The organism is Pedobacter folensis, assembly GCF_056490665.1.
The window spans coordinates 194,143-213,423 of the sequence record NZ_JBWJIF010000002.1 but is presented as its reverse complement, the minus strand read 5'-3'; the positions used below and the strand labels follow the sequence as shown (position 1 = coordinate 213,423).

Below are 19,281 nucleotides of genomic sequence, written 5' to 3'. Positions count from 1 at the left end.
AAGACGATTGATAATGAAGATTAGTTGCAGGCAATTTGAATTAGAATTAAAACATCCTTTTTCGATCTCGAAATTTACCCGTACCAGCACCCCCTTAATGTTGTTAAAGGTGGAGCACCAAGGCGTAACAGGTTATGGGGAGGCCTCTATGGTACCTTATATGGGCGAGAGCTACGAAAGTGCGGCGGCTTTTCTGAGCCTTGTAGATTGGGATAAAATCCAATATCCCTTCGATTTCGAAGAAATTATTGCTTATCTGGACCGTCTTGCTCCCGGCCAGCCGGCCATTAAAGCCGCGATAGATATTGCCCTTAACGATATTCAGGGGAAGCTGTTAAACAAACCCTGTTATGAAATTTACGGTGCCGATCCAGCTAAAATGCCGGTCACTTCTTATACCATTGGGATTGATACCCCTGAGGTAATCCGCGAAAAACTGAAAGATGCCGAAGCTTTTAAAGTGATCAAAGTTAAACTGGGGCGGGATAACGATCAGGAAATTATCGAAACCATTAGGAGCATGACCAGTGTACCCTTATATGTGGATGCGAACCAGGGCTGGGCAGATAAGATTAAAGCGATTGATTTAATTTATTGGTTACATAACCAGGGCGTGGTATTAATCGAGCAGCCTATGGATAAAAATAACCTCGATGGAAATGCCTGGCTAACCGAGCGTAGTCCGATTCCTTTGCTGGCAGACGAGGCCGTTCAGCGTTTAGCCGACATGGACAAACTGAAAGGCGCTTATCATGGTATTAACGTAAAACTGATGAAAAGCTGCGGCATGTATGAAGGGCATCAGATGATTTTGAAAGCCCGTTCTTTTGGGATGAAAGTGCTGATTGGCTGTATGAGCGAAACCAGTTGTGCTACGCTGGCTGCAGCTGCTTTGGCGCCATTGTGTAACTGGGCCGATTTGGATGGGCCATGGCTCACGAAGAATAATCCTTTTACTGATCCGTCATTCGAAAACGGCAAGTATATTTTAAAAGACCTGCCCGGTTTAGGGCTGGAGGGTATTACTTCGGATCTTTTTCTTTAAAGCTTTTCCTGATGTCTTTAGTCAGTTGATACTTAAAGTAGAATAAACAAGCTGTTGTGCCGACCAAAAAGCCAGCCGGAAGATATTTAGCATTGTTATAACACCACACCAATCCGAAAATAGATAGGATAATGGCTAAGTTATAGAAGATATTTAAAGCAAATTTTTTACCCACAATGAGGAATTTATCTTGTAATAGAATGGACTAATTAATGACCAAATTGTAATAACCAATTATCAAACCCTTGTGTGGAAAAGGAATACTTACGATTCATTTCAGCGGTTGCAGTTTGATAATTGGAATTTGTTTATTGGTTATTATTAATATACTGGCATACTTGGATCGAAAGCCTCTTGCCAGGCTAAAATACCGCCTTTTAAGTTATAAAGATTATCGAATCCATATTGTTGCTCCAATTGCATTACTGCTGCTGCGCTTCTTTTTCCACTGCGGCACTGAATAATTACCGGCTTATCTTTCGCAACCTTATCAGCCTCAATTAAAATTCCACCTAAAGGGATATTCTCACCTTCAAGATTGGAAACCTCATATTCGAATGTTTCACGAACATCAATCAATTGAAAATCTTCTTTGTTATCGATTTTCTCTTTTAGTTCTTGTACCGATATTTCTTTCATTTTATTAAATGTATTTATGCAAATATAGGAAAATCAAATTTACGCTCCCCATCAAAAAAATGCCATAAATTTTGTGCAAAACTGTAACAACTTTAACCCTTAGGCGTTTAATTATAAATAGTTACAAATGGACAAACTGAACCGTTTCTTTTGGTTTTGCTCTGGCGCTCACATCCCGACACTGGAAAAGTATCCTTCAGAACAAAATAAATATACTGGCATTGGCGCCACCATCTTCTTTACAGGCCTGTTTGCAGCCCTTTCCGGGGGGTATGCCATGTATTTTGTGTTTAAGGGTGATGATCTGGCGGTAATTTTTGCCATTGTTTTCGGCTTTTTATGGGGAGCGGCCATCTTTAATATGGACCGCTATATCGTATCGAGCATTAACAAAAGCGCCAGTACCAATAAACAATTGTTACAGGCTACACCGCGTATTCTGTTGGCCATTATGATTGGTTTGGTGATCTCGAGACCCATAGAACTTAAAATTTTCGATAAAGAAATTAAAGAGCGCCTAAAAGTTAGTTATCTGAATGGTCAGCGTTCCAAAATAGATACCCTGAACAAAGCTTTTGAGAAAAAATACCAGGTAGAATTTGGCCGGTTAAATCAACAGAAAGCCACACGGGATTCGCTTGAAAAAGGCATTAAAGCAGATAGGCAAAAGCTTAATTTCGAGATTTTTGGCAACAAAACCACCGAAACATCAGGTGTAATGGGCTATGGACCATATGCTAAACGTAAGGAAGCCGAAATTGCGCAGCGCACCGCAGAATTAGATTCGCTAAAAGCCAATATCAATAAATCAGAAGCTTTTGTCGATAAACGCAAGGAATTTGATGGACTGTTTACCGAAAAACTGTATACTAAAAAACAGTTAGACAGTTTATCGGATATTGCTGGTTTTGCCGATCGGAACTGGGCATTGGGGCAACTTAAATTTAATGTTGATGGTACTCGGGATAACAATACTGCAATTGCCGTTACTTTTATTGGCCTGCTGTTTATCTTTTTTGAATGTTTGCCTGTGTTTGTAAAACTGATGAGTGCACGTGGACCTTACGATTATGCTATCGCGGATGGGGACGAAGTATCGATCTATCATTCTAAAAAGGATAGGGATTTCCATTTCGAAGTGGCCGATAATATTCACGAAACCAGGGTCGATTCCGAATCGTCAAAAAAGAAGGAAATTATAAAAGGAAAAGCTTACCGCGATCTCGAAAAATACGATTGGGACGGAGAGTAGATGGAAGATGGGTAATGGAAGAGGGATGATGGAATGAACAGTTCATCGATCATGGCCTAAATTGTAATGTGGAAAGGTTTGAAGGTTGAATGTAAAATACAAACCGAAACTATTATCAAGCTATGGCTATCAACCATGAACGATCAAACCATTAACTAACAACCATCAATCAACAAGACATCAGGCAAAAAATCCGGAACTACCGGGCAAAAACCTTAATTTTTCCTAAATTGAACCCGTTATAACTTATTATATGAAAAAAATATTTCTTTTTACCCTTGTCGGGATGGCAAGTTTGCAGCTCAAAGCGCAAAATATAGATAAAATCATCACCCGCGAATACACCGACCACCTGATTAAAACCTTAAGTGCCGATGATATGCAGGGGCGTGCAACCTTTACACCAGGTATTGATAAAGCAGCCACTTTTATCGAATCTGAATTTAAAAAGATCGGTTTAAAGCCTTTAACCGGCGAGAAAACTTTCCGCCAAACCTTTAACAAATACCAGGTTACCAATCAGAGTACAAGTGTTAAGATAGACGGACAGGAAGTTGCCCCCGAAAATTTAATTATTTCAGGCGTCACTTCAGCAAGCGTTACACTCGATAAGTCGAATACTACAGTTGTTAAGTTAGATGCCGAAAAAGCATTTGTGCCTCAACTCAGGGCAATGATGAGTGCTGAAAAAAACCAGATCGTTCTGGTTGACAGTAAATTCGCTGATCTGTTTAAGCGTTACAGCAGTTATTTTGGCAAACCGGCAACTGTTGATGAGAAAGATGTTAAGGCAACGACAAGCGCTGTGCAGGTTTTTGTTTTGGGTAAAGATGCGGCAACAGATTTTTCCGCAACAATTAAAAGTAAGGTAGATAAAATGCCTTTATTTAATGTTGCAGGCGTAATTCCAGGTAAATCAAAAGCGAAAGAAATCGTGGTTTTCTCAGGCCATTACGATCATTTGGGCTTTTTAAAAAGCGTTGATGGTGATAGCATTGCCAATGGCGCAGACGATGATGCCTCGGGTACAACGGCAATGATTGCCCTGGCCAAGTATTACAAAGCGCAGAAAAACAATGAGCGTACTTTAATCTTCGTGGCCTTTACCGCTGAAGAAATCGGTGGTTTTGGGGCTAAATATTTCTCAGAAAAATTAAATCCTGATGATGTTGTGGCCATGTTCAATATTGAGATGATTGGTAAGGATTCGAAATTTGGCAAGAACACAGCCTTTATTACAGGTTATGAAAGATCTGATTTTGGGAAGATTTTGCAGAAAAACTTAGCGGGAACTGAATTTACTTTCCACCCAGATCCCTATCCGGATCAAAACCTATTCTATAGAAGTGATAACGCAACGTTGGCTGCTTTAGGTGTTCCGGCGCATACCATTAGTACCGATAAAATTGATATCGATAAACTCTACCACAGTGTGAAGGATGAATACAGTTCTTTAGATGTAGAAAATATCCTATCTACCATTAAAGCGATTGCCAAGAGCGCAACGAGCATTGTAAATGGAAAAGATACGCCAACAAGGATTCCGAAATTGAAACAATAGCGGCGTGCAACTGCCTTGCGAAACGGTTATAAAACGGCCGTCATTCCCGCGCAGGCGGGAATCTTAATGCAAGAAGCTTTAAGATTCCCAATCTAGTTGGGAATGACGAGTCGCCAAATACTTTATTATAAAAAAAGGCCAGTGATTTTTCACCGGCCTTTGTTATTATTTGCAAACTTACGAAGTTTCTCCTGCACTGTGCCTTTCGAAACTTTGTAAGAAATTACTTACTCAAATACATCGATTTGTCTTTGTAAAGCTTACGGAAGTAAGGATCTTCTAAATCTTTGATGAAACGGATGGCCTCACCTGTAGATTTCATTTCAGGTCCTAATTCTTTCGCCACCTCCGGGAATTTCTCGTAAGAGAAAACCGGTTCTTTAATGGCATAACCTTCAAGCTTACGAACAATCGTAAAATCTTTCAGTTTGGCTACACCTAACATGATTTTAGCTGCAATGTTGATGTATGGCACATCGTAAGCTTTTGCGATGAAAGGAACTGTACGAGATGCCCTTGGGTTTGCCTCGATTACATAAACTTTCTCATCCTTAATGGCGAACTGAATGTTTAATAAACCACGTACATCTAAGGCTTTAGCAATTTTGATCGAGTATTCCTCCATTGCTTTAGTTACCGTTTCTGATAAGCTGAATGTAGGTAATACGGCAAATGAATCTCCTGAGTGGATACCTGCAGGCTCGATGTGTTCCATCATACCCACAATGTGTACATCCTCGCCATCCGAAATCGAATCAGATTCTGCTTCTTCTGCCCTATCTAAAAAGTGATCGATCAATACGCGGTTACCCGGTAAATCGCCCAATAATTTTACTACTGCTTTTTCAAGGTCTTCATCGTTAATTACGATGCTCATGCCCTGTCCACCCAATACATAACTCGGACGAACCAGCACTGGATAACCTACTTCATTTGCTACAACAATGGCTTCTTCAGCATTCTCTGCAACACCATATTTCGGATATGGAATATCTAAATCTTTCAACAAGTCTGAGAAACGGCCACGGTCTTCGGCGATGTCCATATTCTCGAACGATGTTCCGATAATTTTGATGCCTTTTTCAGTTAACTTCTCCGCCATTTTCAAAGCGGTTTGTCCACCTAACTGAACGATAACGCCCACCGGTTTTTCCAGCTCGATAATTTCGCGAACATGTTCCCAGAATACAGGCTCGAAATATAATTTATCGGCCATGTTAAAGTCTGTTGAAACCGTTTCAGGGTTACAGTTAATCATGATGGCCTCGAAACCTGTTTCTTTAGCCGCCAATAAGCCGTGTACACAAGAGTAATCGAATTCGATACCCTGACCGATACGGTTAGGTCCTGAACCCAATACAATTACCTTTTTCCTGTCAGAAGGAACAGATTCGTTCTCTTCTTCGAAAGTAGAGTAGTAATATGGTGTTTTGGCCGGGAATTCCGCAGCACAGGTATCAACCATTTTATATACCCTGTTTATGCCTAAAGCTTTACGGCGATCGTAAACTTCGTCTTCCGTAACATTACCTAACAACCAGGCGATCTGAATATCAGAGAAACCTTTTTGTTTAAGTGTTACGAAGAAATCCTGAGGGATATTGTTTAGTGAATATCTTTTTAATTCAGTTTCAAGCAATACAAGCTCCTGAATCTGATTTAAGAACCATTTATCAATTTTGGTTACCTTACGGATCGACTCCAAAGGTACGCCCATTGCCATGGCATCTTTTATTAAGAATAAACGGTTCCATGAAGCATGCTCCAAACCGTCCATAATCTCTTCAATATTGCGCACCTGTCTGCCATCTGCACCTAAACCAGCGCGGTTGATCTCTAAACTCTGACAAGCTTTTTGTAAGGCCTCGATAAAGGTACGGCCAATGGCCATTACCTCACCAACCGATTTCATTTGCAGACCCAACTCTTTGTTGGCGCCTTTAAATTTATCGAAGTTCCAGCGAGGTACTTTAACGATTACGTAATCTAAAGTAGGTTCGAAATATGCTGAAGTGGTTTTGGTGATCTGATTTTCAATTTCATCCAGGTTGTAACCGATGGCCAGTTTTGCCGCGATTTTTGCAATTGGATAACCAGTTGCTTTACTTGCTAAAGCTGATGAACGTGATACACGGGGGTTAATTTCGATGGCGATAATTTCATCATCAACCGGGTTAACCGAAAACTGAACATTACAGCCGCCGGCGAAGTTACCGATCGCACGCATCATTTTGATTGCCTGGTTACGCATTTCCTGGTAACAACGATCAGATAAAGTCATTGCCGGAGCAACCGTGATCGAATCTCCTGTGTGGATACCCATTGGATCGAAGTTTTCGATCGAACAGATAATGATTACGTTATCGTTGCTATCTCTTAACAACTCCAACTCATATTCTTTCCAGCCTAAAACAGCCTTCTCTACCAGTACTTCGTGTGTTGGCGAAGCTTCTAAACCACGTTTTAAAGCAGCATCGAACTCTTCTTTTTTGTGTACGAAACCACCACCAGAACCACCTAAGGTATATGATGGACGGATTACCAATGGATAACCGATTTCTTGTGCGGCTTCTTTACCTTCTAAAAATGAGTTGGCAATTTTCGATTCTGCAACACCTACACCGATATCAACCATTAGCTGGCGGAAAGCTTCACGATTTTCTGTTTTTTCGATTGCAGCAACGTCTACCCCAACTACTTTAACACCGTATTTTTCCCAAACACCACGTTCTTCAGCTTCTTTACAAAGGTTTAATGCGGTTTGGCCTCCCATGGTAGGAAGTACGGCATCAATTTTAGGTAAATCTGCAGAGTCGATATGCTCTTGTAAAATAACCTCTATTGAATCAACAGTTAACGGGCGCAGGTAAACATGGTCACCGATAACCTTATCCGTCATAATTGTAGCCGGATTGGAGTTGATAATGGAAACGGTAATCCCTTCTTCTTTTAAAGAAAGAGCCGCTTGCGAACCCGAGTAATCAAATTCACAGGCTTGGCCAATAACAATTGGTCCAGATCCGATAATCAGTACTGAGCGTATGGAAGTGTCTTTAGGCATGATAAAGCTTAAACAATAATTAAAATTCTAAAGTGTTGGTTCTTTTAAAACCCTGGAAGCAACGAGATTTTGTGCTTGTAAGAAGAAAAATCCCAACTGTTCTGTCGGGATGCAAAGATACATCTTTAGCGTGATTTTAAGGCCTTTTTTTTAAAATAAAAAAGAGCCCTATTAAAGTGCTCTTTTTAGATTTTTCTTTTGCGAAATGAACTACTGCTGTAATTTAATTTCGCCTAAATCTGTAGTGGCGCTATCTTTTACGGCAACCTTTTCTATCACAGCATCTTTATATGGGGCATTGGCTTTTACTACAACGGTATAAACGCCTTCTTTAAGGTTGGTAAAAGTAAAAACGCCCTGGCTAATCTCCGCTTTTAGCGTGTCTGTCGCCGCTACAAGCGATACCGCAGAAGCCGCATCACCTGGCGTAATTTTTCCGATTATTCCTCCCAATTTAATATTTGTAAAGGCAATTGAGCCTAAAGCAAATACAATAAGAAGAGATAATACAACACATAACTTTTTCATGGTATAACGTTTTAGTTGTTGATGTCTTAAATAAATAACACCTTTTAGTACAAATAGTTTTAAATAATGAACACTAATTTTTGGAATGTACTATAAATTATACATGGCTGTCAAAATCAATCGTACGGTTTTGCTTTAAATGTTAATTAGTGTTAAAAGAATTTCGCAAAAGTGGCGCTATGAGTCAGAATTAAGTCACGAAGTTGTGATGATCGGAATATTGGCAATAATGTTGTAATAAGCAGAACATATATGCGTTTTGTATATACTTTAGACAATGATCTAAAGCTTCCTCCGCGGATTAGTTACCCGCCATGAGGATTTCTTCATAAATAGTTTGTTTGGTTTATTATCCGGTTAGAGGAGCCCTCCTCAACCGGATTTTTTCTTTTAAGGCTTTTTCTTTTACATTTGACCGTATTCAGAAAATATATCGTGAATAAAAATATTAAAAAGATCGCTATTGTTGGCCCGGAAAGTACGGGAAAATCTACTATATCTCAATTGCTGGCAAAATACTATAAAGTTTCGTGGGTACCCGAATACGCCCGTTATTACTGCGAAAACCTGGTTGCCGATTATACCCTGCAGGACGAAGTGAATATGTACTACGGACAGGTTGCTTTAGAGGATGCCATTTTAGTCACTTCCGAAAGCGATTTTATTATTTGTGATACTACTTTTATTACGGTAAAAATCTGGAGCGATGAAGTGCTCGGTGAAACACCACAACTCGTATTAGATGCGCTGCCGAAAAGACCATACGATCTGTACCTGTTAATGGACATCGATTTGCCCTGGCAGGACGATCCGTTACGCGATTTTCCGGAGAAACGCGAATATTTTATGCAGGTTTGGCACAAGGAACTATGCGCCCTGAATGCGAATTACAAAGTAGTTGGCGGTTTAGGCGATGAGAGGATTGCGAATGCGATTAGAGCGATTGATGACTTTCTTGGAGCATAAAATATATTTCTCTTTATTAAAAGAGTGATTTTTTTGGAAACGATTGTCAGTGTTTCATAGCTGCTTTAGTCCCGCCCTTTGCTTAATCCCGATAGATAAACTCTTAAATAAAACAATCCTCCAATCGGGTTAACGCTGTCGGTCGGGTTTATTGAACAGGGGGCTTATTGCCATGATGCGTAAACACGAAACGTTCCAACGGAACGAAAAAAATATTTCATTTTTTTCTACCTGGCAGTCGTCCCGATGGGACGATTTGTGAATATTATTTCTTTAGCCAAATCATTGCGGGGTTTCATACAGTTAAATATAAATGATTTCATATGACGTCTTTAATAGCCTAATACAAAAAGCATTGTCATTGTGCCTGTGGAAGGACAAAATTGCCGGGAATTATAAAGGGTATTTCTGCTTTATTCCTAACTTGATCAAAGTCGTCCCATCGGGACGCCCCATGGGTAGCCAATTTACAATTGGCGTTTCGTTGCGTAGGAACGTTTGGTGATCAATCCGTTAATAGTTCTACCTACCTGGCCACCTAAACCCGATCAAAGTGGGATGCTGCCGAATTAAGCACAATCTTTTTGCTTTTTATGGTGTGCTTGCTTGTTTCACAGGATCCATCGGCAGCAGAAGCGGGAGCGGGACTGAAAAGGCCTTGCACACTGAACCGTTCATTTTCTAAACCTATGCACCAGTTAATTCATTAAACTATGCTATTAAGCTGTCAATTTTTAGCCAATTACCCCATAAAGCTTTAAAAACCGTTCGAATTGCTAAATATTTTCTACATTTGCCCCATCATTAGGGGTGCCTTGTTTAAATAAACACAAAAACAGGCTGAGATCATACCCATTTTATAGGTGAAAGGTAGAAGGTAAAAGGCGGAAGGTAAAACCCTAAGCCCTAAACCTCAAAACCCTAAACCTTATAAATGCACCTGATCCGGGTAATGCCGGCGTAGGGATTGGAGTTATGGAAGTTTAACTGAAAATCGGCAATGCCCCTTTTCCGATGAGTTTAACTAAAAAACAATAAAATTGAAAAATTTACTTTTTGCAGCGCTTGTTGCAATGTTGCCCTTCTTCGTATCGGCACAAATTTCTGTTACAGGTAAAATAACAGATCAAAACCAGCAACCACTTCCAGGTGCTACCGTTAAATTGAGGAATCAAAAAACAGCAGTGGTAAGCGATGCAGCCGGAAATTACAGCATTACAAACCTGGTTAACGGAAAATACACGATTGTGGTTAGTTATGTAGGTTATAGAACAATCGAGAAAGCAGTAGAACTTAAGCAGCATACTACACTGGATTTTAGCCTCTCTCCACAAAATTTCTTAGCTGATGAAGTCATTGTTCGTGCAACGCGGGCTACAGAAAAATCGGCCACTACCTACAAAAATATTGGTAAAGAAGAAATCCAGCAGAATAACTTCGGACAGGATTTGCCTTTCATTCTTCAAAATACGCCGGGCGTTGTGGTTAACTCTGATGCCGGTGCTGGTGTTGGTTACACGGGTATCCGTATCCGCGGTAGCGATAACAGCAGGATCAACGTAACCGTTAACGGTATTCCGATAAACGATAGCGAAAGTCAGGGTACATTTTATGTAAACATGCCCGATTTTGCTTCATCGGTAGATAATGTACAGATTCAGCGCGGTGTAGGTACCTCAACCAATGGTGCAGGTGCGTTTGGTGCCAGTTTAAATATTCAAACTACGGCAAGCGAGTTGGAGCCTTATGCAGAAGTAAACAGCACTTATGGCAGTTTCGATACCTGGAAAAATACAGTAAAGGTAGGAACAGGTTTAATTAATAACCGATTTAGCTTTGATGGCCGTTTATCGAGAATTAGTTCTGATGGTTATGTAGACCGTGGTTCATCGTTGCTTAAATCTTATTTTCTATCCGGTGCTTACCATGGAAATAAAGACCTGTTGCGTGTAAATGTTTTTTCAGGAAACGAGAAAACCTATCAATCGTGGAATGGTATTCCGCAATCACGTTTAGAAAATGATGTAGCCGGAATGAATGCCTATATCGCGAGAAACGGCTTAAGTGCAGAGGATGCTGCAAATCTTTTGAACTCAGGCAGAACTTACAATAGTTTCCTGTACAATAACCAGACAGATAACTATACGCAGAACCATTACCAGTTAATTTATGCCAGACAGCTTTCTGATCAGTTTTCTTTTAATGGTGCCTTACATTATACTCAAGGTGAAGGCTATTATGAAGAATACAGGGTACAGGATGAATTGAAAAATTATGGTTTAAACCCTGTAGTTGTTCCAGGAGGAACACCTATTACTTCAACAGATTTAATTCGCCGCCGTTGGTTAGATAACGATTTTTATGGCGTTACCTATGCTTTCAATTATGTGCCTGAAAAGAATTTAAACTTTACTTTAGGCGGTGCATATAATGAATATAAGGGTGCACACTTTGGGCAGGTGATTTGGGCACAATATGCATCAAACGGAAACATAGACAGGCATTATTATGATAATGATGGTTTTAAAACCGATTTTAACGTTTACGGTAAAGTAAACTATAGTCCGGTAGAATCGTTAAGCTTATTTGCTGATTTGCAATACCGCCGGGTATATTTCGATATTGCAGGAACGGAAAATAAACTAAACACCCTGACGATTAACGAAAACCTAAATTTCTTTAACCCTAAATTTGGAGCCACTTATTTTATTAATCCACAAAGCAATGTATATGCCTCGTTCAGTGTAGCCAACAAGGAGCCTAACCGTGATGATTATACAGATGCATCGGTAGCCAATATTTCACCTAAAGCTGAGCGCTTGAACGATGTAGAATTAGGATACCGTTTTAAAAACGATAAATTTAATGTTGGTGCCAATGCCTATGGTATGTTTTACAAAAACCAGTTGGTGGTTACCGGACAGTTAAACGATGTTGGTGCTAGCTACCGTCAGAATGTAGACAGAAGTTACCGTTTAGGGATTGAGCTAGACGGATCTTACACCATTAGCCAGCAATTTGTATTAAATGCTAACGCTGCATGGAGCAGAAACAAAATCAAGAACTTTACCGAGTATTATGATGATTATGATAACGGTGGAGAAGTGGTAAACAATTACAGCTTAACCGATATCTCTTATTCTCCAAGTGCGGTGCTTTTTGGTGAGCTGGTTTATAAGCCTATCAGTGGTTTTGCGGTGGCACTACAAAGTAAATATGTAAGCAAACAATACCTGGATAATACGCAGAACAACGATAGGACCATTAACGGTTACTGGGTAAGCAATGCGCGTTTGGGTTACGACTTTAAATTTGCAGGGGTTAAAAACGTTAACCTGGGTTTATTGGTAAACAATATTTTCGATAAGAAATACGAAAGCAATGGTTATACCTATGGCTACCAGGCAGGCGGAAGCAGGGTAACCGAAAACTTCTTTTATCCACAAGCGGGAACTAACCTTTTGCTAAGCCTGAATGTGAAATTTTAATCTGTATTCAGTGTTGACAACTTTCTGGGCAAATAGCCTGTAAAATTGTCAACCCAAAGCTAAAAATAGGATCGTCATTGCGGAATATACTTGCAATGGCGATTTTGTTTTATATTGGCAACCTGATTTAAAACCTTCAATCCTACCATACCGATATGAAATACATAGAGAAACTTCATTACATCACGCACGATATCCCACATTTAAGCCATATCGACCAGGTACAACAAGCCTGTGAGGCTGGTGCAAAGTGGATCCAGTACCGTTGCCTGAGTAAAAGTGATGAAGCACTCTTGCAGGATATTAATGCTATTGCAGAAATCTGTGATGATTGGGGTACCACTTTAATTGTTACCAATCATGTTCATTTAAACGGAAAGGCCGATATCCAGGGTTTTCATATGGAAGATATGGGTGCCGATTTTGTCGCCCTGCGCAAACGGGTTGGCTATGATATTACCCTTGGAGGATCTGCCAATACAGTAGAAAATGTAATCAGACTTGCACAAGAGGGTGCCGATTATGTTGGTTATGGGCCATTTGCAGAAACTGAAACCAAGCCCAACGATTACAAGCTCTTAGATATTGAGGGCTATCAGCAAGCAATAAAAGAATTGAATGCTCAGCACATCAGTATTCCGCTGCTGGCTGTGGGCGGGATAAAAACCTACGATGTAGAAGCTTTAATGCAAGCTGGCGTTTACGGTATAGCCGTTTCAGGAGCCATTAATTTTGCCGATGATTTTATTGAAGCCTATCAGGATTTTTACACATTAGTTAAAGAAAGCGCTGTTAATTAACATTTTATAATTTGAAGCCCACGTGATAATTTTTAGTTTTGGATAAATCCTAACTAATATGTCAGAAAACGCTCTTCAAACCAATACACCCTGGAACATCTATAAAAAAATATCCTTCAGGTTCTTTTTCCTGTTGTTGTCTCTTTTCATTATCCTGAACAACAACGGCGCTTTTCCATTCTTCTATTATGTAATCAAATATCCTACGCTGGTGTTACATGATTTAATTCCGTGGTTTTCTCAGCATGTTCTTCATTACAATTACGATTTTAAAATTTACACCAACGGCAGTGGCGATACCTCGTACGATTGGGTATTACTGGTATTTATGTTTTTAATTTCAGTTGTTGGTTGTATCATCTGGTCGGTATTCGACCGCAAACGCAAAAGCTACCATACTGCTTATTACTGGCTCATCGTACTCGTACGTTTTTATCTGGCGTTTACCCTGGTGATGTATGGTGCCATAAAAGTAATCAAGCTTCAATTTCCTGATCCATCTTTATTCCGTCTGCTTCAGCCTTTTGGCCAAGCCTCACCAATGGGCCTCGCCTGGACATTCCTCGGATTTTCTAAAGGTTACAATGTTTTTATGGGGATTATTGAAGTTTCTGCTATTTTATTGTTGTTCCGCAGAACCGTGATTATTGGTGCATTTCTATCGCTTGCGGCAACTGTACATGTAATGGCGATGAATTATTTTTTCGATGTGCCGGTAAAGCAACTATCAACCGCACTGGTGGTGATGTGCCTGTTTATTTTAGCCCCTCATTTTTTAAAGTTATACCGGTTTTTTGTCAGGTATGAAAACCAGCAGCTCGAAAAAATACATCGTCCTGTTTATAAAAAACGATGGCTTTTTATGGTGGCCTATACAGGTAAATACCTGGTTATCGCTGCATCAATGCTTTTCCTATTATCAACGTTGATTGCGCAAAGCAAAACCTATGGCAGCAATGCCCCAAAGCCATTTATGTATGGCATTTATAATGTAGAAAGCATGAGCTTTAAAGGCAAAACCCTGCCTCCGCTAACCACTGACAGCACACGCTGGAAACAGATGATTATTAATTACGCCGGTTACGCACGCGTAAAAACAATGAACGATAGTATCTTTAATTTTGCCACCGTTTTTAATGCAAAAAAGAAAACGCTCGTGTTAAATTCTCAGGATAAAGAAGCTGCTCAATATATTTTAACCTATAGTGTTGTCGGCAAAGACAAACTGCTTATTTCCGGACTTAAAGGGAAAGATTCTATTTCGGTGAGCTTTAAGCGGAAAGACCTTAAAGATTTTAGACTCATAAACAGGGGCTTTCATTGGGTAAATGAATATCCGTACAACCGTTAATCATTTTACCCCTGGCTGATTCTTCCTATACTGTACTTAAAGCGAAATTTCTATATTCGCAGTATGTCTTCACACCATATTGTAAAAGAAAAACAGGAGCCGGCTTTATACATCGATGAGCTTGGTAATTTTAACGAAGAGCTTTTGGGGCAGCTGCTCGAATGGAGCCCTACGCTTCTGGTTAACGGAGAAAATTACGATAAAATATTTTCTTTAGGTTTAAAGGTAGATGTTCTGGTAAATGGAATCGGACAGGAAACGCAAGAGGATACAAAAGTTATTCAGGGACCTGTTGATGCATTAATGGTGGCTATTAATTATTTGTATGAAGAGCGGTATCCTGCTGTAAATGTAATCGCCAAAAAATTCGATCTGGAGAAATTTGCAGGATTTGAAGACAAAATCAACCTGGTGGTGTTTACCGAAAGGGCAAAACATTATGCCATAAAATCGGGGTTCTCCGTGTGGAAACCTGCCGGAAGTGAATTTCTGATTCACGGCAACCAATATATCGAAGTAACAAACCTCGCGCAGAATGAAGATGAAATTTTTACCGTGGTTAAAGATGGCTTTGTAGAATTTACCTTTTCAGGACAACCAATTTTTATTAGTGAACCAATATGATTACCCTTAGAAAAGCAAAAGAAGAAGATATAGAAATCATCAGGGATATTGCTGCGGCAACCTGGCCATCAACCTACCTCGATATTATCGGGCAGGCACAGATTGATTACATGCTCGATAAAATGTACAATAAAGGGGAGCTGCTGAAACAATTTATGGAAGGGCATATTTTCCTGATTGCAGAGGAGGGCGAAAATCAGTTCGGTTTTGCAGGTTACTCTATTGTTGGACACGAAGAACGTATTTACAAATTGCACAAACTTTATGTGCTGCCATCAGCACATGGCAAGGGCGTCGGAAAAATTTTAATTAACGAGGTTTTTAACCAGGTGAAAGATGCGGGGGGAAGTGCTTTACAATTGAATGTGAACAAGCATAATAAAGCCAAAGATTTTTACCTCAAAGGAGGCTTTACCATTAAAGAATCGGTAAAGCTAGATATAGGTGAAGGTTACTTTATGGATGATTATGTAATGGAATATAAGTTCTAATCTATCTTTTTCAGGTTCAAATAATATTCACGGTCACTTTTATCAAAATGTTCTATGGCGTAGCGCAGCATGGTACGCGGCATTGTTGCGCCATGTTTTTCTAAAAAAGCCATTAACTGAACTTTGTTTTTTGTGCCCGCCTGCCTGATCCAGCCGCCAACTGCTTTCTGAATTAAGTCTTCGCGATCATTTAAAAGGATTTCTGCAATGCCAAAAGTGTCGGTAAAATCGCCTTTGCGGATAAAATAAGAGGTACTTACCATTGCCGTCCGGCGTTCCCACATGTTTTCAGAAATGGCTAATCGGTACAAAATATCCCTTGCTTTATCAAATAAGTAACTGCCCACTACAAAACATGCGGCACGATCTACCAGGTCCCAATTGTTAATCCGGTCGTGCCGGTTAAGGTAAAGTTCAAAAAGGGCTTTCTTTACATCTTCACTTGTTTTTTTATCCCTCGCCCTAAAATCCATTATGCTTACTGCACCAGCCCGGTGTTCATGAAACGGACTTTCCAAAAGTTTTTCTATTTCCCGGATAGGCATGGCCACAAAAGCCCTGGCCACCTCGAAAACCTGTCCCATCCGAACACCAATAAACTGGTCTCCTTCCCCGTATTCACCATCCTCAGTTTTAAAATAACGGGAAATCTTTTCCAATTCTATGTTAGATTGGTAAGTACTTAATTTTTCAATAAAGGCAGCCGCTGTTACATTCGCGGTTGGTTTGGAGATTTTCTCGACAGACATTTTGTTCAGGTTTTCCAGTTTAAATATACTGAAAACAGAAAACCCGACCAGCATAATGTTGATCGGGTTTTCTTAATTGAGGGGTTGAATGTTAATTTTTCATCCTGCCTTGCTCTGCTTCGGTACCTGTTGCGCGGCGGCGGGCTGGTTTGATTTCATTTTTACCAAAACGATAGGTAAAGCTGATCCTACCAATACGGGTTTCATTTTTTTGATGCACCGTATAAGTTAAGCCGGGATAGGCGCTTGATAGATTGTTTTCAGAGATGTTAAATACATCTGATAAAGCCAGCTTCAAACTTGCTTTTTTCTTAAATAACGATTTGCTTAAACCTGCATCAACATAATAACGGGCCTTTAAACTTAAGGTACCATAATCAAGCGGCGATTCGTAACTGCCATTTATCTCTGCCGTAAAACCATCCATAATAGTAAACGTTTGCTGTGATTTAAACTGGAAAGATGTTTTTCCGGTTTTTAAAGCACTTCCGGCCAGATCTGGCGCTTCGAAACTGAGGTAAAAAACATTTAAGTTGTTATTGGTCTGCCACCATTTCGTAATCTGAACAGGCACATTTAAATTGGCATTGTAGCTAATGTTGGTGGCAATATTGGCATTGGTTTGATATAACGATTGATTTGCTGCGTCGGGCAAAATTACCTCTGCAATAACATCATTAACCCTGCTATAGCCTATCGAGAGCATGTATTTTTGTAATAGCGTATAACTCAACTCGAAATTGTGCGTATACTGCGGATTTAAAAAAGGATTTCCTTTGCTATAGGTAAATTCGTCCAAATAATAAATAAAGGGATTTAAAGCATCATAACTTGGGCGGTCTATCCTTCTGCTATAAGAAAAACCTAGCTGATTGTTTTTCGAAAGCGTTTGCTGAACAAACAATGTTGGAAAGAAATCCCAGTAATTTCGTTCCACCACAGTGTTTTTGGTAATCAGATTTCCTTTCGAATTGGTTTGCTCAACCCTTAGGCCAACCTGTACGCTGGTGTTTTTAAACTGTTTGTTGATATTGGTGTAAGCCGCATTTACATTTTCATCGTATACAAATTGATTGCTTCGTTTTACGTCGTTTTGCCAAACATTACTTACAAATTCTTCTGCCTGAAGATCGTTATCGGTTTTAACCCAGCTGCTTTTCACCCCAGCTTCGAGTTTAACCGTTTTGCTTAATGAAACGTTATAATCGATTTTAAAGGCTTTGATATCAATGATCGATGGGGTATTATTCCGGGTATACCTGATTGGGCGGATTCTGTCTCCATTTTGAAACCGGTAATCGTTTTCATAATTAGAACCATCGTTTCCTTTGTATTTGGAATAATCTACATCTGCCGAGATTTCCGAACCTGCCGTATCGAGAACAGATTTATAATTTAAGTTATAAGAAATGTTATTGTATTTATTTGCCTGTAATGAGTTGGTGATCAGACTCGAATCTACTTTTGTAAAAGATGGACCAATTAAGGTATTGTTTACTGAAGTTTCATTCCCATGGTTAAAGTAACCGTTTACTAAAAGACCAATCGTATTCTTTTTATCAATAAAGTAATCTATACCTGCTTTAAAGTTATTGTTTTGCTGTTTTCTATGACTGGTGCCCACCTGCGTAAAATAAGTATCAGGTGTTCCGTTCGAAATACGGTCGATGGCGATGAGGTTGTCGCGCTCATTTCTTCCGTAATTGTAGTTACCGAAAAGATTTAGCTTTTGTGTTCTATGGTTTAGGTTTAAACCGGCATTTCCCCTAAAGTTTTTGCCGTAACCTGCCGTTGCACTAACACTGCCATTGGTTCCGCCGTTTTTATTTTTCTTTGTTTTAATGTTGATAATCCCTGAGTTGCCGGAAGCATCATATTTTGAAGAAGGGTTGGTAATCAGTTCGATGCTCTCGATCTCCGAGCTCTGCATATTGCGGAGCAGGTTGGCCACATCGGCACTGCTCATGTAAGTCTGTTTTCCATCCAGCTGAATTAAAACACCTTGTTTGCCCATCATCGAAATTTTATCGTTCTGATCTACAGTTACGCCTGGTGCTTTTTGCAAAACCTCTAGCGCAGTAGAACCGGTCATAATCGAACTATTGGAAACGTTCATCACGATCTTATCCATTTTTCTTTCGATTAAGGGTTTGGTTACTGCTACATTCACCTCTTTTAGGTTTTGAGTGCTTGCGCTGAGTTGTGCCGTTCCGAAATCTACCTTTTGATTATCTTCTGTTAAAACGATGGTTTTACTTTTAAGCGTTTTATACCCCATGTTACTGGCTTTATAATAATAGCTCCCCTTAGTCGAAACATTAAAATTAAAGGCGCCGTTTGGATCAGTAAATGCTGTTTTAACCACGCTCGAATCGGATGCTTTAAATAGGACAACGGTAACATAATCTGCTGGTTTTTTGGCTTCATCTAAAATGATCCCGCTAATGTTTGCTTTAGGGTTTGTTTGCGCGAAACCCACTGCAGCGGTAAAAAGGAGCGTAAGGATCAGCGATATTCTGTAAAATGTTTTCATTTTTAGGTATTTATTCTTAAAAAAATGGGCAAAAAGATTTCCATACCGCATGTGCATGCGCTTTCAATTTAATTGCTTGCTTATTTTAAAGTTTAGCCGGAAACGAAAGGTTTCCATTGTTTAGTTATCAGTAAGACGACCGTTTTTTAAAAAGGTTACAAGGATTTTGAAAAAGTCCGAAGTCGGAGGTCCG

15 protein-coding genes are annotated in these 19,281 nt (G+C 39.7%); 9 read left to right on the top strand and 6 right to left on the bottom strand.

Annotated elements, in window-relative coordinates; all coding sequences use genetic code 11:
• Positions 1-13: 13 nt before the first annotated feature.
• Positions 14-1,045, top strand: a complete 1,032-nt coding sequence (locus AC04QZ_RS09480) for a dipeptide epimerase (protein WP_478357563.1) — start codon at positions 14-16, stop codon at positions 1,043-1,045.
• On the opposite strand, the gene AC04QZ_RS09475 is transcribed toward AC04QZ_RS09480, so the two are convergent.
• Together AC04QZ_RS09475 and AC04QZ_RS09470 are read right to left on the bottom strand one after the other, a co-directional pair.
• On the bottom strand, positions 1,023-1,220 hold the full coding sequence (locus AC04QZ_RS09475) for a DUF6358 family protein (protein WP_086548279.1): 198 nt from the start codon (positions 1,218-1,220) through the stop codon (positions 1,023-1,025). The genes AC04QZ_RS09480 and AC04QZ_RS09475 overlap by 23 nt on opposite strands.
• Before the next feature lie 146 nt (positions 1,221-1,366).
• Positions 1,367-1,684, bottom strand: a complete 318-nt coding sequence (locus AC04QZ_RS09470; RefSeq protein ID WP_029277953.1) for a rhodanese-like domain-containing protein — start codon at positions 1,682-1,684, stop codon at positions 1,367-1,369.
• A 127-nt stretch (positions 1,685-1,811) separates the two neighbouring features.
• Here AC04QZ_RS09470 and AC04QZ_RS09465 point away from each other — a divergent pair, with 127 nt between their 5' ends.
• On the top strand, positions 1,812-2,936 hold the full coding sequence (locus AC04QZ_RS09465; RefSeq protein WP_086548278.1) for a DUF4407 domain-containing protein: 1,125 nt from the start codon (positions 1,812-1,814) through the stop codon (positions 2,934-2,936).
• Between the two features lie 253 nt (positions 2,937-3,189).
• A complete protein-coding gene (locus AC04QZ_RS09460) occupies positions 3,190-4,497 on the top strand; it encodes a M20/M25/M40 family metallo-hydrolase (protein ID WP_478357562.1) in 1,308 nt (435 codons plus the stop codon).
• 223 nt (positions 4,498-4,720) lie between these two features.
• Here the strand turns inward: AC04QZ_RS09460 and carB are convergent, their stop codons facing one another.
• Together carB and AC04QZ_RS09450 are read right to left on the bottom strand one after the other, a co-directional pair.
• Positions 4,721-7,558, bottom strand: a complete 2,838-nt coding sequence (gene carB, locus AC04QZ_RS09455) for a carbamoyl-phosphate synthase large subunit (RefSeq protein ID WP_086548276.1) — start codon at positions 7,556-7,558, stop codon at positions 4,721-4,723.
• A gap of 210 nt (positions 7,559-7,768) precedes the next feature.
• A complete protein-coding gene (locus AC04QZ_RS09450; RefSeq protein WP_086548275.1) occupies positions 7,769-8,086 on the bottom strand; it encodes a carboxypeptidase regulatory-like domain-containing protein in 318 nt (105 codons plus the stop codon).
• Positions 8,087-8,521: 435 nt separating this feature from the next.
• Here AC04QZ_RS09450 and AC04QZ_RS09445 point away from each other — a divergent pair, with 435 nt between their 5' ends.
• The 6 genes from AC04QZ_RS09445 to AC04QZ_RS09420 all read left to right on the top strand — a co-directional run bounded on the left by AC04QZ_RS09445 (position 8,522) and on the right by AC04QZ_RS09420 (position 15,806).
• The gene (locus AC04QZ_RS09445) at positions 8,522-9,052 is read left to right on the top strand and encodes an AAA family ATPase (RefSeq protein WP_478357561.1); all 531 of its coding nucleotides are present in this window, start codon (positions 8,522-8,524) and stop codon (positions 9,050-9,052) included.
• A 1,040-nt stretch (positions 9,053-10,092) separates the two neighbouring features.
• Positions 10,093-12,540 carry a TonB-dependent receptor gene (locus tag AC04QZ_RS09440; RefSeq protein ID WP_478357560.1) on the top strand — a complete coding sequence of 816 codons (2,448 nt, stop codon included), beginning with the start codon at positions 10,093-10,095 and terminating at the stop codon, positions 12,538-12,540.
• Between the two features lie 155 nt (positions 12,541-12,695).
• Positions 12,696-13,340, top strand: a complete 645-nt coding sequence (locus AC04QZ_RS09435; RefSeq protein ID WP_478357559.1) for a thiamine phosphate synthase — start codon at positions 12,696-12,698, stop codon at positions 13,338-13,340.
• Between the two features lie 58 nt (positions 13,341-13,398).
• Positions 13,399-14,691: a hypothetical protein gene (locus AC04QZ_RS09430; RefSeq protein WP_478357558.1), complete on the top strand. Its 1,293-nt coding sequence runs from the start codon at positions 13,399-13,401 to the stop codon at positions 14,689-14,691.
• 63 nt (positions 14,692-14,754) lie between these two features.
• Positions 14,755-15,315, top strand: coding sequence for a thiamine pyrophosphokinase (locus tag AC04QZ_RS09425; RefSeq protein ID WP_478357557.1), 561 nt, complete (start codon positions 14,755-14,757; stop codon positions 15,313-15,315).
• A complete protein-coding gene (locus tag AC04QZ_RS09420) occupies positions 15,312-15,806 on the top strand; it encodes a GNAT family N-acetyltransferase (protein WP_086548269.1) in 495 nt (164 codons plus the stop codon). Before AC04QZ_RS09425 ends, AC04QZ_RS09420 begins: the two co-directional genes overlap by 4 nt.
• Here AC04QZ_RS09420 and AC04QZ_RS09415 read toward each other — a convergent pair.
• Complete coding sequence (locus AC04QZ_RS09415) at positions 15,803-16,555, bottom strand: DNA alkylation repair protein (protein WP_478357556.1); 753 nt, start codon at positions 16,553-16,555, stop codon at positions 15,803-15,805. The two genes, AC04QZ_RS09420 and AC04QZ_RS09415, sit on opposite strands and share 4 nt — an antisense overlap.
• 91 nt (positions 16,556-16,646) lie before the next feature.
• Complete coding sequence (locus AC04QZ_RS09410) at positions 16,647-19,088, bottom strand: outer membrane beta-barrel protein (protein ID WP_478357555.1); 2,442 nt, start codon at positions 19,086-19,088, stop codon at positions 16,647-16,649.
• Positions 19,089-19,281 lie beyond the last annotated feature (193 nt).

What these genes read in the sequence shown, in the direction of transcription:
- AC04QZ_RS09420 (WP_086548269.1), top strand. Translation starts at nt 15,312, where the DNA reads ATGATTACCCTTAGAAAAGCAAAAGAAGAAGATATAGAAATCATCAGG.
- AC04QZ_RS09410 (WP_478357555.1), bottom strand. Translation starts at nt 19,088, where the DNA reads ATGAAAACATTTTACAGAATATCGCTGATCCTTACGCTCCTTTTTACC.
- AC04QZ_RS09435 (WP_478357559.1), top strand. Translation starts at nt 12,696, where the DNA reads ATGAAATACATAGAGAAACTTCATTACATCACGCACGATATCCCACAT.
- AC04QZ_RS09425 (WP_478357557.1), top strand. Translation starts at nt 14,755, where the DNA reads ATGTCTTCACACCATATTGTAAAAGAAAAACAGGAGCCGGCTTTATAC.
- AC04QZ_RS09450 (WP_086548275.1), bottom strand. Translation starts at nt 8,086, where the DNA reads ATGAAAAAGTTATGTGTTGTATTATCTCTTCTTATTGTATTTGCTTTA.
- AC04QZ_RS09470 (WP_029277953.1), bottom strand. Translation starts at nt 1,684, where the DNA reads ATGAAAGAAATATCGGTACAAGAACTAAAAGAGAAAATCGATAACAAA.
- AC04QZ_RS09460 (WP_478357562.1), top strand. Translation starts at nt 3,190, where the DNA reads ATGAAAAAAATATTTCTTTTTACCCTTGTCGGGATGGCAAGTTTGCAG.
- AC04QZ_RS09465 (WP_086548278.1), top strand. Translation starts at nt 1,812, where the DNA reads ATGGACAAACTGAACCGTTTCTTTTGGTTTTGCTCTGGCGCTCACATC.
- AC04QZ_RS09430 (WP_478357558.1), top strand. Translation starts at nt 13,399, where the DNA reads ATGTCAGAAAACGCTCTTCAAACCAATACACCCTGGAACATCTATAAA.
- carB (WP_086548276.1), bottom strand. Translation starts at nt 7,558, where the DNA reads ATGCCTAAAGACACTTCCATACGCTCAGTACTGATTATCGGATCTGGA.
- AC04QZ_RS09480 (WP_478357563.1), top strand. Translation starts at nt 14, where the DNA reads ATGAAGATTAGTTGCAGGCAATTTGAATTAGAATTAAAACATCCTTTT.
- AC04QZ_RS09415 (WP_478357556.1), bottom strand. Translation starts at nt 16,555, where the DNA reads ATGTCTGTCGAGAAAATCTCCAAACCAACCGCGAATGTAACAGCGGCT.